We start from the raw sequence: 13,402 nt of genomic DNA on the forward strand, positions 1-13,402 counted from the left end.
TCCGATAAAAGCATCAACATGAACTCATCCATCGGCATATTCGACTCCGGTTATGGAGGACTTACCATCTTGAGTGAGATCCGCAGACTCATGCCGGAGTACAACTTTGTTTACTTGGGCGATAATGCCCGCTCTCCCTATGGCAACCGCTCTTATGAAGTAGTTTACAAATTCACGCTACAGGCTGTGAGAAAGCTCTTTGAACTCGGTTGTCCGCTAGTCATTCTCGCTTGTAATACGGCATCGGCAAAAGCCTTGCGAACCATTCAGCAACGCGATCTGCCCAATATGGAGGATCCCACCCGTCGTGTCCTCGGTATCATCCGCCCTACGGTTGAAGCCGTAGATGAGATCACAAGGACTAAGCACGTAGGTGTTTTGGCCACACAAGGTACAGTTAGTTCGCATAGCTACCAGCTCGAAATCGCAAAATTGTTCCCCGAAATATCAGTCACCGAAGAGGCGTGTCCGATGTGGGTACCACTCGTGGAAACGGGCGAAAGTGACAGCCCGGGGGCTGACTATTTCATTCGCAAGCATCTGGACAGTATCATTGCCAAGGATGATACCATCGATACGATTATATTGGCGTGCACACATTATCCTCTATTGCGTCCTAAGATGAAGCGTTTGCTTACGCCTACTATCAAGCTCATAGCACAAGGTGAACTTGTGGCGCATTCTTTGAAAGACTATCTCAGTCGCCACCCCGAAATGGACAGACGCATTGAGAAGGGTGGCAAAACATCCTACTACACCACGGAGAGTCCGGACAAGTTTGGAGAATTGGCATCTCTTTTCCTTAAGGAGGAAGTGGAGGCTGAGCATGTAACCATTGATTGAATCATATCAGCAACATTATGAATAGAAGACAGTATCTTATAGCATTGGTCATAGCCGCCATCTTTTCGGCTTGTGGCACCAAAGCCAATACCCAAGGACGTCAGGAGAGTCTTGACGGCAAATGGGAGGTGAAGCTTTCAGAAACAGAAGACAATTCTTCGACTGAGAATGTGAAAATGACATTGGAGTTTAACCTCGCTGAAAAGCGATTCGGGGGCGAAGGCATCTGTAATACGTATGGAGGAGATATTGAAACTCTCAATTCGTCCAAGGGGACGATACGTTTGGGTGATGTTATTTCCACCCTTGTCGCCTGTGACAATATGGCTTATGAGAACGCTCTGTTCGATCGTTTGCCGGAGGTTAGGCGTTTTCAAATGAAAGAAGGCAAGTGCTATCTCTATGGAGAGGATGGAGAGACACTTCTTCTCATCCTCATTCGTCAATAGACTAAGACAGACTTTCTCATCATCTTTCTCTTAAATGACGGAGGCTATATCTGACACATTCGGTCAATATAGCCTCCGTCTTTTTGTCGGACACCGATGTGTCCTATCGCTTACAGATGCACGAAAGCATACGGCGGAAAAAAGAGAGGCCGAAGGCTCGCCATCCTATTGGGGTGGGAGCCATTCGGCCTCTCTCTTAGAAATATCTTAGTTTAAGAGTTCCTGCTATTTGATTAGAACTTCACTACCAAGCCCATGTAGCCTGTACGCGGCTGCGTAGGACCATAGATATATCCGCTGTCACGTGCAGCTCCACGATCGAAGTCCTTCTGGAAAGAGTTGAAGATATTGTTCATCCCTACATAGAGTTGAACCTCGGTAGCTTGGAATACGTGGAAGTCATAACCCACTTTCAAGCCCAAATCGAAGAATGCAGGCGTCTTCTTCAGCTCATCAATACGGGGAGCTGTTCCGGTTTCGTCGGTAATCTCAGGATTGTTCTGCATAATATCCAGTTCGGCAGACTTCACACCATATTCGATAGCGTGGGGTACATACATCTGACCGGTATATGCTCCCGTAAGGGCTACGCTCCATGAGTGAGCAGGATTGTAGGCCAAAGTAAAATAACCGTATACGCTGGGGGTACGGGTGATCTGCGTATCCGTCATGGATTCGTTCTTGTATTCCTGTTGTCCATTTGCATTGGCCTCGGTAACAAAAGCTCCGTTGGTATCTTTCACCGTATTCAGACCCCACTCCTGTGCTTCGTCGTATTTGTTGCTGGCCAGGGTAAGACCGGCTTGGAGCTGGAAGGACTTGTATGCGACCTTACCTTCCAGATTGAGACCGAATACTTTGGCTCCGCTACCGTTGATACGCGTGTAGCGTTTGATGCCATCGTGCTGATCAGGCTGCTCCTCGTTGGTGAATACATCCAGCAAACGAGTATAGAAGCCTTCCACAAGGAAGTTGGTCTGGACGTTACCGAAACGATGATACATATCGGCACTCAAACTGAATGCATGAGAAATTTCAGGCTTGAGGTTCGGATCGTTGAATACTTTCTGTGCCTCACCGCCTACAACCCCTACGTGCAAGTCTTCATCGAATACCTGCGGTGCGCGGAACCCTTTTGCATATGTAGCGCGCAGGTTGATGTCCGGATTCACATTGAAACGCAGTGTGGTACGAGGACTCAGAATAATATCCTTGACTTCGCTATGCTTGTCCAAGCGAGCGCCAACAAGGATGCTCCATTTGTCATTTTTCCATTCGTTCTGACCGAACAGGCTGTAGTTGTTGATATTCTGATCCAATTCGGGATAGAGGGGAATGGTATTCCCATTGGCATCCTCGCCGGTCTGCCATGAAAGGATGGGCATCACGTCATTGAGTTCATCACGCGTATATTCGGCTCCAAACAAAAGTTGCGAAGGCATGAGGAGGAATTTGTCCAAGTCGTAGCTGTACTGGATACCGCCCATATATGTCTTGCCTTTGGTCACGCCATAATTATTGCCGTATTGATCCTGAGGGATAGGGTAGCCTTCCGTACCACCGGGGTGGCCATTGACGTCAATCTCTCCGATACCTCCGTAATAGCTCTTGCGATTTACGATCTGTCCGGAAGTATAAGCCTGGAAGTGGTGTTTATAGTTGGAAGAGAAGAGATCGTATTTCAAGTTTCCGCTAAATACGCTATGGTCAGTTTGTTCAGCTACACCCACTACATGAGGAGGCAAATCGATACGATCGCCACCACGGCGGAATTCACTGATCGTGTGAAACTCTCCCGTCAATTTGCTGTAGTCGCTCAAGCGCAAATAAGAATGCGCTCCCAGCGAGCGGGCATCTATTTTACCCAATTCGGAATAACCGTCATTGTTAGCATCCCAATGGTTGCGGTAACGAGCCTGCCCGAATACCATGGCACCGGCACGGTTGTCATCGCTGACGATGGAGGCATTGAAGTTCGTGTTGTTATCCAGCTTGCTAAAACCGGTAAAGCTCAGAGATTCATTGAATGTGAAAGAATTGTGAGAAGGTTCCTTGGTAATGATATTCACCACTCCGGCAATAGCAGAAGAACCGTACAAGGCCGATCCTCCACCACGTACTACCTCCACACGTTCGATCATATTGGCAGGGATCTGCTCCAGACCGTAAACACCGGCAAGGGCACTCATGATGGGACGGCTGTCGATGAGGATCTGTGCATAACGACCATCCAGTCCATTGATACGAACTTGATTGAAACCACAGTTCTGACAGTTGTTCTCTACACGAACTCCCGGCTGGAATGACAAGCCTTGAGCCAGGTTAGAAGCATTGACTTGCGAGAAGACTTTTTCGTTCAATACATTTACCAGAGTAGGAGCAAGACGGCGAAGCGTCAGTTCGCGATTGGCCGAAATCACGACTTCGTCCAGATTGATGGCATCCTCTTCTGCTTCGAAATTCACCTCGATAGTCTTGTCTTTTTCTACGCGGACTACGCGCTCCTGGCTCTTATAGCCCATGCCACGCATAATCAAAGTGATCTCACCCGGACGCAAGTTACGAAGATAGTAGTGCCCGGTTGCATCTGTAGATGTACCAAAGGTAGTGCCTTTGATAGCAATAGTGATACCGACAAGGTGTTCACCCGTCTTGCTGTCTTTGACGTGACCGATGATATTGGCATCGGTCGGGTACTTGAACTCAGCGTCTGTCGCTGCGTTCAGCCCACTGAACGCAATGAGCGCCAGCAGGATAAAAAAGAATTTTTTTCCGATCATGTTTTTATTGTATAAGGTGGGAATAGGTTCCCTAAAGCATTTCTTCCGATTCCGCCCAAAAAAGTAAAGAGGATATCGAATAGAATCTGCTCATCATATAAAAGAGAGGCGACACCCATATTGTTCGCCTCTCTTTGTATTCTTAGTTTATTTTTGGACTCTCTCTTACTTTTTCCCGGGCTTGATCCCGATAAGTTCCATCTCGAACGTCAGGGTAGAGAACGGTTCGATGGTATAGTTACCGGTCTCCCCATAAGCCAGCTCCTGTGGGATTACCACGCGAACTTTCTGACCGACCTTCATGAGTTGGAGCATCTCCGTCCAGCCTTTAATCACACCGGTAACGGCAAATTCGATTCCTTCTTCGTTTTTGTCGAACTCTTTACCATCGACCAGAGTACCCACATACTTGACACGTACAGTATCGGCCAAAGAGGGAGTAGCTCCCGTACCTTCCTGAAGAGTCTTGTATGCCAGACCACTTGTCGTAACAATTACACCATCCTCTTTTTTAAAGGTATCGATGTATTCATTACCCTTTTCGATGTTCTGGCCGAACTGCTTCATATTGTTCTCTCGCTGCTTTTTGGCTTGGATTCGTTGCATGAAAGCCTGTGCATCTGCAGGCTTCAGGGCGATAGATACGGTGTCTTTAAGAAGAGCCGCACGCATGGCTGCATAGAACTTGTCGATATCGATGGAATCATGAGCCAGCTGACGAGCTATATTGGAAGCATAGATAGCTCCCAGATTGTACGAGAAGCGCGTCGTATCGATACCATATTTGAAACCGTCCAAGAAAGCTACCGAATCGATCGGCTGGCCTTGCAAGCGGGACATTTCGAACTGATTGGCAAAATCCTGTCCGTACAAAATACCCATGGACAAGGCTAAGCTATCCTTTTCACTGACAGCGGTAGTGTCAGCATTTTTCTTACAGCCGACGGCTCCTAAAGCCAAGAGGGCTGAGGCGATAATTGCAATTGTTTTTTTCATTTGGAGTTTCCCTTATGTTTTTTATCGTTAGTTTTTCTTATTTGGAGTAGGTTTTGCCGGGACAGGCTTTGCCGGCTTCTCTACGTAAGGCTTGATTTCGAGTAGTTCCACTTCGAAGAAAAGCGTAGAGTTCGGCTTGAGAAGTTCGCCCATGCTGCGTTCGCCATATCCCAGTTCGGTCGGGATAACAAATTCGTACTTGGCACCCTTTTGCATCAGACAAACACCCTCAGTCCATCCCGGAATCACTTGCAGGAGGCTGAACTTTGCCGGCTCGTTGCGAGAATAAGAACTGTCGAATTCTTTCCCTTCAATGTTCTTGCCCACATAATGAACAACGACCGTATCCTGAACCGTCGGGCGAGGTCCTTCCCCTTCCTTCAAGACACGATACAACAAACCGCTTTCGGTAGCCTTAACGCCCGGCTGCTTGCGATATTCTTCCTGATAAGCTTTGCCTGCTGCCAAGTTTTCGGCTTTGAGTCTGTCCTGTACTTCCTTGAAGTATTTCTTGATCATTTCGTCCGCATTTTGGGAAGAGATAGCAGTGCTCTTTCCCATGAGTACTTCTTCGAATGCTCGGAGAATCAGGGCACGATCCAGAGAATCGCCCGGCATCCGTCCGGTATAGTCATTGAAATTTATTGCTCCGCTTATACCGAAAGCGTATGCCACAGAGTCAGCAGAAGTCACGATAGGCTTCACGGTTTGCACCTCATCCTTTTTGGGCGGTTTTTTTGCAAAGGCAGATAATCCGGCCACTAAAAAGGCTAAGCCGGCAATGATCATTACTCTCTTCATAGTGATTTGTCTTCTGATTATTAGTTTATACTCAATAATTCGATTATAAAAATGAGCGTACTACCCGGTTTGATATGTTCGCCGGCACCACGATCTCCATACGCCAGATCGCTCGGTATAGTTACTTTCCACTTGGATCCTACAGGCATTAATTGGAGAATCTCCGTCCAGCCGGCTATAACTCCTCTTAGAGGGAAACTGGCCGGTTCTCCCCTGTCCATAGAGCTATCGAAAACGATACCGTTGATGAGCGTACCGTGATAATGACAGGTTACCGTGTCCGAAAGGGTGGGTTTCGGGCCCTCTCCCTTCTTAATGACTTCGTATTGCAAGCCGCTCGGTAAGGTCGTCACACCTTCCTTGTGTGCATTTATCTTGAGGAATTCTTCTCCGGCCTCTTTGTTCAGTTTGACAGCCTTCTGCTGCAAATCCATGAAATACGCCTCTATTTCGCGCTTGGCCTCGTCATACGAGAGCTGAGGGGCTTTTTCTTCCAGCACATCAGACAGACCTTGCATGAAATCATCCATAACGACGCTGTCGATGCCCGAAGACTTGAAATTATTACCGATGCTCAATCCCAGAGCATAGCTCACTTTATCCATGTAACACTTGCTTAGTTCTTAATATGCGCGCAAAAATATAAATTTTAGACCGATTCCTCATACCGGCACATGGCAATATCTATCTGTGCACACTCCATCGGCAAGGCTTGCCGGTTATTCACAGATTACGGATTGCATCCATATCGACACAGTTCCTGTGGGCAGCTGTTTATTCGGAGCCGGTCGATTGGCCCTGAAGCTGAAAGCGAAAGAATGAAAAATGAAAAACCTGTTTGGGGCTGGTCCCCGAATGTTTTTTTTATTTCCAAGCCATTCGTATCGTATCTGCACACCAATTACATGAATGGCGCGCTTGATTTTAATGCTCTCATTTATAGCTACTTATATTTTCGGAAAAAAGAGCTAAAACGACCCTCAAACTAAACTATATAGTTTGGTTGAACTAAACTATATACTTTGGTCGAACCAAACTATATACTTTGATGAAACCAAACTATATACTTTGGTTTTGCCCTTTGTAAGCTTTACAAAATCATTATCATAACAAGCCTTTCGGAGGAGTCCTTCTCGAGTGTGCGATATGTATAGGCAGGCCCTTCTATTCTAATATATATCGGTAGAATCTTAATGCCTGCTATTTCAGCAGAGATGTTTAGCCTGTGGTCATGATCCATAGGAAAAGAAGAGGGTGTTGCAACTTTTGTCTTGCAACACCCTCTTGGCTTTCGCTGGAAAGGAACAGAGCTTTCCTATATATAAGGAGTCTCAATCATTTGCCGGCTTCGGTGTACGAATCTTGTGTTCCATTTCGAAAGGGATCACCATCGACAGCTCCAAGAAGCCCATATATTCCCCCTTTTCATACCAGGGGATCTGATAGATCAGCTTCTTTCGCCCATTCTTCTCTATCGTATAGACGTGCTTTCGCTCCTGACGCATCATCTCTTCGAGCATGGAGCGAGCCGGTTCGGGATGACAGTCCAATACATTCGAGCCGATCAGCTCCTGACCGGGCTTGAGGTTTACCTGACGGGACTGTTCGTTCATATCGATGATTTTGCCCGTTTTGTCACAGACGGTCACGGCAATATCTGCCTCTTGGAAATACTTCATTTTTCGGATTATGTGATAGGGTTATGTTTTTCGGATTTGTGTCGCTATATCCAGCCAGTTCCGGATCAGTCGTTCTCCGCAATCGGATATAATGCTTTCGGGGTGGAACTGAACACCATAGTGTGGCAGTAGCTTGTGGCGCATGGCCATCAATACGCCGTCGTCATCGCTCCAAGCCGTGGGGATCAGGCAGTCCGGCAAGTCGGTATCCTCCACCACCCAGCTATGGTAACGCCCGACAACGGCATCGTTCGGTACGCCTTTCCAAAAAGGCTCATCCGGCTCGGTCAGCCGTATTGGCGAATCATGCCCGTGGAAAGGATGTTCGATTCGCCGTAGTCGGCCGCCGAAAAACTCTGCCAGAGCCTGATGCCCCAGGCAGACGCCCAAGATGGAGTGTGTGGCCGCTGCGGCTTGGATCAGTTCCATTTGGCCGCAAGCCTCGGAGGGCAATCCCGGTCCGGGGCTTAACAGGATACCTTGATAATCCGACAAATTGCCCCAGGGGATAGCATCTCCTCGGACTACATCGAACCGACAGTTCGGAGCTTCTCGAAGCAATTGTACCAGATTGTAAACGAACGAATCGCGGTTGTCAAGAACTAATACTCGTAACATCGGGGGCAAAGGTATTCATTTGTCCTTGCAGAGACACCCCACGGATAAAGCTTTGGCCGAATGCTCAGGCTCAAAATCCGTTTTTGATTCGATTTATACGGTGTAAACGATGTCCGAATTCTTTTTCGACCCCTTTTTACCGGCTTGGGAAGGGGTGTTTCTCTTTTATAACGCCAGTTTGATCTAAGCGCAAGTTGGAAGTTTGGTCTTTCTGACGATTTCGATATTCAGTTCAGACTTTTTAGGGAGGAAGTTGTACGCAATCAGTCCCGAGATAAGGTTAGTAAGAAAATTCATTAGTATCCCAATTTTGACGGGACACCAATGAGGTATTGAGGTAATTTCTTGATTATTTTCTTGCGTCAAAAATGTATTAGATGTTAATTGATTTTAAGATATGGGTTTAAAAAGTTAATAGACTTATTTTCTCTTGCATCTTGAAATATATTTCTTATATTGCGCAAAACTCAGTTTATGGTTACTTACTGATACCATCATCTGAGGGGAGAGAAAATGGATGAAAACATCCCGAAGGGCTTTTCCTGTTTAGAAAAATGGGTCTCGTTTCGTGTATGGCACGGAAGATGTGCGGGTGTGGTTGATGTCTAACCTAAAATTTAGTATTATGCCTGATCAAGAAAATAAGGAAAAGGCTTTGAGCGCGCTGGTAGATAAACTTTTGCGAATCGTTAAGGATAAGGAGAGCAAAAGTACAGCAGAGAAAAATGAGTGGCGTGCACGTCCTCTCGCTTATGAAACTCTGAAAAATTTGGTTGCTCCGAACTTGAAGGAGAATGAGCGCTTGATGAAGGGAGATTTGCTGTTGGCAAAAGAATGTTTGGAGATGTCTTTGCCGGGGAGTAATCATCTGGGGGTGCTGAAGAGTCTCATGACCTTGCAGAGTGTCGTCAAGCTGTTGAAGCTTTCGGTTCGACGAGAGTTCAGACCGAATGACTCCCTCATCCCCATAAAGGGGATCAGTCGGGTGATGCAGGCGAGACTGCGAGAGAGGCTGAATGTGTATGATGTCTCCACCCTTTTGGAAAGAGGATGCACCTATGAGAGGAGGGTCTCCATGGCCAAGGAGCTTGGTGCCGATATCAAGCTCGTTACCAGCTGGGTGAGGCAGGCCGATCTATGGCGGGTCGACGATATTGGATCGGACTTGGCGTATCTCTTGGTGCAGGCCGGAGTGCGTAATGTCGGGGATTTGGCAAAGGTAGATCCCGAAAAAGCCTATCCTATTCTTTACAATATCAATTCTACTCAGGCGGGCTTTACTTTTCGAGGAAAAGAGGAGCTCGAGAGAGTGATTCGCGATGCGGCCCTGTTGGTGAGATTCTCTCCAAGTACAACCAGTTCCTACAGGAAGTGGGTGCGGGAGTATGAGGGAAACATAAGAAAGATTGCCCCAAGTGTCATCAATGATCCGAAGCCCGCTGATGCTCTGCTCGCCAGACTTCGAGAAGATCTGAGAAGAATAGGCCTACCCCGAATAGTGGGCGACGATCCCACAGCGAAGGGAGATGGCTTCCCTCTCATTCCGGCTCAGGTGGAGGCCGACGGACTCCCACCGGTGTACTTGTTCAAGGATGGAGTTTCTTTGGACGATGATGAGGCAATGATAGAGTTGCAGTCCATATATGACATCCTGAACGAAGCTTTGGGCTTTTTGGATAATATCGAATATACATTGCCTCTACCTCGTACGGCGAGTGGTACCGTGTTCATAAAGAATGCGAATGACTTGGATGAAAACAAGAGAGCCCTGCCCGGGGTAATGGTCGAGATAGATGGTATAGTGAGTCCTGACCAAGACAAGACAGAGGTCAATAAAAAACCTCGATGTTACACCGATGGCAGTGGAAAATTCATAATATCGATGCCTGACAGATATAGTCTCAAGGAGGCTATCACGATCATCGTTTCGGATGGAGCAAAGAAACAGAAGTTCCTGATGACTGCATCGGACTTTATCAACTCTGTGCCAGAGCAAAGAGAGCTCGATGAGTTCCTCGCTCTCGATGCCCTCGGTGACCGTGCAGACAGCTTATCCGAGAGGATAAACTATTTGGAGAAAAAGTGGGCAAGGCTCGATAAAAAGAAAAAAGAGGAGGGTACAACGGAAAGGGTCAAACTCTTGTATGAAGAGGCTCAGAACAAGATAAGCGAAACCTTGAAAGGCAAGGGAGACAACAGAGGTCTCAATGGTGAGCTCGAGGATCTGAAGGCAGAGTACAAGAAGAAGAGAGAGCAGCTGCTGAAGCACGCTCCATCAAGTGACCTGAAGAGTGCTTTCGGACGATTTATGGCATCCGCTTCGATGCTTAATGCAAAGCTTGCTCCGAGCGTCATCGGAGATGAAATCAAAAAAGAAGGAGAGGATGTCAAAAGTGGCGAAGTAAAGGTCAAAAGTGAAGGGTTTGTCGTCATTCAAGAGATCTTCGAAAGACGACGCATGGATATCCCTCGAGCATTGCCGAGCGTAAAGCTCATGGGCGAGGGGAGTGACATCATAAAGTTGCCTACGGATACAGCTCCCTCCAGAGTATTTACCTACAAAATGCTCCAACGCCTCAAAGAACCGGACATATTCCCTGTGCCCTCAGGAGCAGGTAGGAATGGTCGTATTCCTGTGAACAGACCTCTGGACGTAGAGGCGTTCAAGGAGCAGATGTACAAGAATCCTCACGACTATCCTCAGATGTCCACCCTCGGCATAGGCTATACCCTGAATATGCATCAGGCATGGGTGCCGGACGGATTTGCTCTCGGTACATTGTTGTACTCTTTGGTTCTTGCTCCGGGAGAAGAACAACGTCTCATCGTACGCGAAAACAAGCAGAGATACAGTCTTGCGGATATATCGCAAGGTACAGATGCAACACGCTCTCGTTATGCTATGTCTCAGGTGGATGACTCCCATGCCATCTTCCAGTATGCCGTCGATCAGATGTCCAAAGCCGAGTCATCCTCCGGCTATAGTACTTCGACAGGTAATTTTGGTGGAGGTCTTGGTATCGCTGGTGGTTTCCTTCCTTATGTCAGCGCAACTCTGGGGCTATCCGGAGGTTCTTCGCGAGCGAGAGGTCGCAGTTTTTCCTCATCCAGTCAGTCCAATTCTTATAGGGAGGCATCGATGGCGGCCAACAGCTTCCAACACAGTATCAAGAGTGCTTCCGAGAAATTGTCTCAGTCGAGGCGCGTAAGTATCAGTACTGCTACGAGCGATGTGTCTGACTCGGTGGCAACCAAGATCATTGCCAACCACAACCACTCTCACGCGATGACTGTACAGTACTGGGAGGTGATGCGTCGTTACCGTCTGGAGACTTGTATCGACAGTGTGGATCTTGTCCTGTTCGTACCTCTCAGACCGATCAGGTTTTTACCGGAGGGACAGGAGTTGATTTATCCTGTGAATAATATCTCCTCTTTTGGCAGGGAGGAGTTCAAAAGACGATATGCTACAGTGCTGAAGCATGCTGACTCTTTGAGGTACTACCTGCCCTACAAGTATCGGGCCGGGCTGGATCTGATTCAGAAGTATGCGGCTTTGCCTCAGTGGACAATGGAAAAGTTGGGCAGTGCACCATCTGTATTTGAGCTAAATATAAGTGGCAGATTCCTTTCTTGTGATGACCTCAGGGCCTATCTCGTCTTGAAGAATGGTAAGGGGACAGTCGCCGGCACGGTGAGCTATCGAAGGATAGCATTGAAAGACCATTATCAGACCAGTAGGGAGCTGAAACGAGTAATACGGGATATCCGAAATTCAAACACTTTTGAATACGGTGAGAGTGTGGCCAAGATTTCCTTCTTCCTACCTATCGGGGTTGTCAATGAGGATATCTCGCATGTGACCATCCGCTACTCTTGTGAGCCTTTGGAGTATACGCTGTACAAGGATCCGGATGCCAAGACCATGAAAGGAGAGAGTGCTCATAGTGAGTTTAGCAAGATGATGGACAAGTACTGGGATCTGATGAAGGACAATGATAACTCTTCGGGAGACTTGAGAAAGATCGAGTACTACAAGAAAGTCTTGCCTGAAGCATATATCTCCCCCAATGTGGAGATATCTCCGGGAGAGATGAGGAGTCTGGGTGTCCCCGAGATCAGACTGTCCAGTGCATCGGTAGGGTATCAGCTTGTGCTGTCCTCTACATACTTGGATGGAGATGTTTATGTGGGAGTTTCCACAAGTGCTCATACGATGCTCTATACCGAGTTTCGGCAGATAGAGGCCTTGTTGCAGCACCTGGCATCGGAGACTTTGCGTTACTCTCAGATCGTCTGGAGAGGTCTCTCTGATGACGAAAGAGCGATGATGTTGGAACAATATACCGTGAAGATGGACTTCGAAGAGGCTATCCAAAATGCCAGCCTTCCGGAAGACGAAGAAGAGATGATCAAGGGTCTTGATAGGAAGAATATCAATGTTCCACTACTCAACTGTGTCAATGTGAAGAAGCTCCTCGGCTTCTACGGCAATTGTATGTTGCTTCCTTTCACCTTCCCACAGAGCCTGTCAAAGATGTTAGGTTGTACCGCTGCAGATCTTCAAGATGCTATATGCCGATACCACAGCAATAGTTTCCGTGCACCGACGACTACAATCTCTTTGCCTACAGACGGAATGGTGGGTGAAGCGGTGTTGGGAGAAACAAATGTGAGTGAAAAGATCGACCTTACCCGATTCTGGAACTGGCAAGACTCTCCTATCGATAAGATGAACATCGATGAAAAGAGCCTCAACTCCACGGATTACTTGGTGGGTAAAACAACAAAGGACATTACTCCGCTCAACTTGCAAGGACCTACCCCTGCCACCCCGGTCTCTACAGTAGACTTATTGACCGCTCTGGTCAATAAACAGGCTCCAACCTTTGACAATATGACCGGATTAGACCAGCTTAAGGAAATCCTTAATGAGGCAACCAAGAGTGCGGCTACCGGTCGGGACAAGGCTATAGAGGCATCCGAAAATATGGCAAAGGCGGCAATGGATTTTTTCTCAATCGGCAAAAAAGCTGAGGGTGGGAAAGAAGGAGGAGCGCCGACTCCAAAAGAATCCGGAGGTGAAAATAATGGGGGAGCGATAAATAACGTTTTCGTCTATCCGGGAGGAACTTGTGTCACCGGAGAGCCTTCTGTCGCAAAGCCGAAGGAGCCTGATCCCAAAGAGGGGAAGGAGCCTAATCCTAAAAAGGAATGACCTGACTCCTTCAAAGGC

General features: G+C 47.5%; 9 protein-coding genes and 1 pseudogene. 3 read left to right on the forward strand and 7 right to left on the reverse strand.

The annotated features are described in order from the left end of the window. The first annotated feature begins 18 nt into the window (after positions 1-18). A complete protein-coding gene (gene murI, locus PGN_RS03520) occupies positions 19-843 on the forward strand; it encodes a glutamate racemase (RefSeq protein WP_012457743.1) in 825 nt (274 codons plus the stop codon). 17 nt (positions 844-860) lie between these two features. Beyond that, positions 861-1,292, forward strand: a complete 432-nt coding sequence (locus PGN_RS03525) for an META domain-containing protein (RefSeq protein ID WP_012457744.1) — start codon at positions 861-863, stop codon at positions 1,290-1,292. 233 nt (positions 1,293-1,525) lie between these two features. Here PGN_RS03525 and PGN_RS03530 read toward each other — a convergent pair whose 3' ends face one another. The 7 genes and pseudogenes from PGN_RS03530 to PGN_RS11160 all read right to left on the reverse strand — a co-directional run. Next, positions 1,526-4,072: a TonB-dependent receptor gene (locus PGN_RS03530; protein ID WP_012457745.1), complete on the reverse strand. Its 2,547-nt coding sequence runs from the start codon at positions 4,070-4,072 to the stop codon at positions 1,526-1,528. 165 nt (positions 4,073-4,237) lie between these two features. Beyond that, positions 4,238-5,068 (reverse strand): FKBP-type peptidyl-prolyl cis-trans isomerase, encoded by an 831-nt coding sequence (locus PGN_RS03535; protein ID WP_012457746.1) that lies wholly within the window; start codon positions 5,066-5,068, stop codon positions 4,238-4,240. Positions 5,069-5,095: 27 nt separating this feature from the next. Continuing rightward, positions 5,096-5,869 carry an FKBP-type peptidyl-prolyl cis-trans isomerase gene (locus PGN_RS03540; RefSeq protein ID WP_012457747.1) on the reverse strand — a complete coding sequence of 258 codons (774 nt, stop codon included), beginning with the start codon at positions 5,867-5,869 and terminating at the stop codon, positions 5,096-5,098. 20 nt (positions 5,870-5,889) lie between these two features. Beyond that, entirely contained in the window at positions 5,890-6,474 is a 585-nt protein-coding gene (locus PGN_RS03545; protein ID WP_012457748.1) for an FKBP-type peptidyl-prolyl cis-trans isomerase, read from the reverse strand. 726 nt (positions 6,475-7,200) lie between these two features. Next, positions 7,201-7,548: a PAS domain-containing protein gene (locus PGN_RS03550; RefSeq protein ID WP_004585261.1), complete on the reverse strand. Its 348-nt coding sequence runs from the start codon at positions 7,546-7,548 to the stop codon at positions 7,201-7,203. Positions 7,549-7,569: 21 nt separating this feature from the next. Then, positions 7,570-8,166: an anthranilate synthase component II gene (locus tag PGN_RS03555; protein WP_005873561.1), complete on the reverse strand. Its 597-nt coding sequence runs from the start codon at positions 8,164-8,166 to the stop codon at positions 7,570-7,572. 183 nt (positions 8,167-8,349) lie between these two features. Then, positions 8,350-8,460 (reverse strand): annotated as a pseudogene (locus PGN_RS11160) (IS982 family transposase); the annotation flags it as partial. A 331-nt stretch (positions 8,461-8,791) separates the two neighbouring features. Here PGN_RS11160 and PGN_RS03560 point away from each other — a divergent pair. Further along, positions 8,792-13,384, forward strand: coding sequence for a DUF4332 domain-containing protein (locus PGN_RS03560; protein ID WP_012457749.1), 4,593 nt, complete (start codon positions 8,792-8,794; stop codon positions 13,382-13,384). The last annotated feature ends 18 nt before the right edge of the window (positions 13,385-13,402 follow it).

This window comes from Porphyromonas gingivalis ATCC 33277, assembly GCF_000010505.1.
GTDB classification, from domain to species: Bacteria; Bacteroidota; Bacteroidia; order Bacteroidales; family Porphyromonadaceae; genus Porphyromonas; species Porphyromonas gingivalis.

What these genes read in the sequence shown, in the direction of transcription:
- PGN_RS03530 (WP_012457745.1), bottom strand. Translation starts at nt 4,072, where the DNA reads ATGATCGGAAAAAAATTCTTTTTTATCCTGCTGGCGCTCATTGCGTTC.
- PGN_RS03535 (WP_012457746.1), bottom strand. Translation starts at nt 5,068, where the DNA reads ATGAAAAAAACAATTGCAATTATCGCCTCAGCCCTCTTGGCTTTAGGA.
- PGN_RS03555 (WP_005873561.1), bottom strand. Translation starts at nt 8,166, where the DNA reads ATGTTACGAGTATTAGTTCTTGACAACCGCGATTCGTTCGTTTACAAT.
- PGN_RS03525 (WP_012457744.1), top strand. Translation starts at nt 861, where the DNA reads ATGAATAGAAGACAGTATCTTATAGCATTGGTCATAGCCGCCATCTTT.
- PGN_RS03545 (WP_012457748.1), bottom strand. Translation starts at nt 6,474, where the DNA reads ATGGATAAAGTGAGCTATGCTCTGGGATTGAGCATCGGTAATAATTTC.
- PGN_RS03550 (WP_004585261.1), bottom strand. Translation starts at nt 7,548, where the DNA reads ATGAAGTATTTCCAAGAGGCAGATATTGCCGTGACCGTCTGTGACAAA.
- PGN_RS03540 (WP_012457747.1), bottom strand. Translation starts at nt 5,869, where the DNA reads ATGAAGAGAGTAATGATCATTGCCGGCTTAGCCTTTTTAGTGGCCGGA.
- PGN_RS03560 (WP_012457749.1), top strand. Translation starts at nt 8,792, where the DNA reads ATGCCTGATCAAGAAAATAAGGAAAAGGCTTTGAGCGCGCTGGTAGAT.
- murI (WP_012457743.1), top strand. Translation starts at nt 19, where the DNA reads ATGAACTCATCCATCGGCATATTCGACTCCGGTTATGGAGGACTTACC.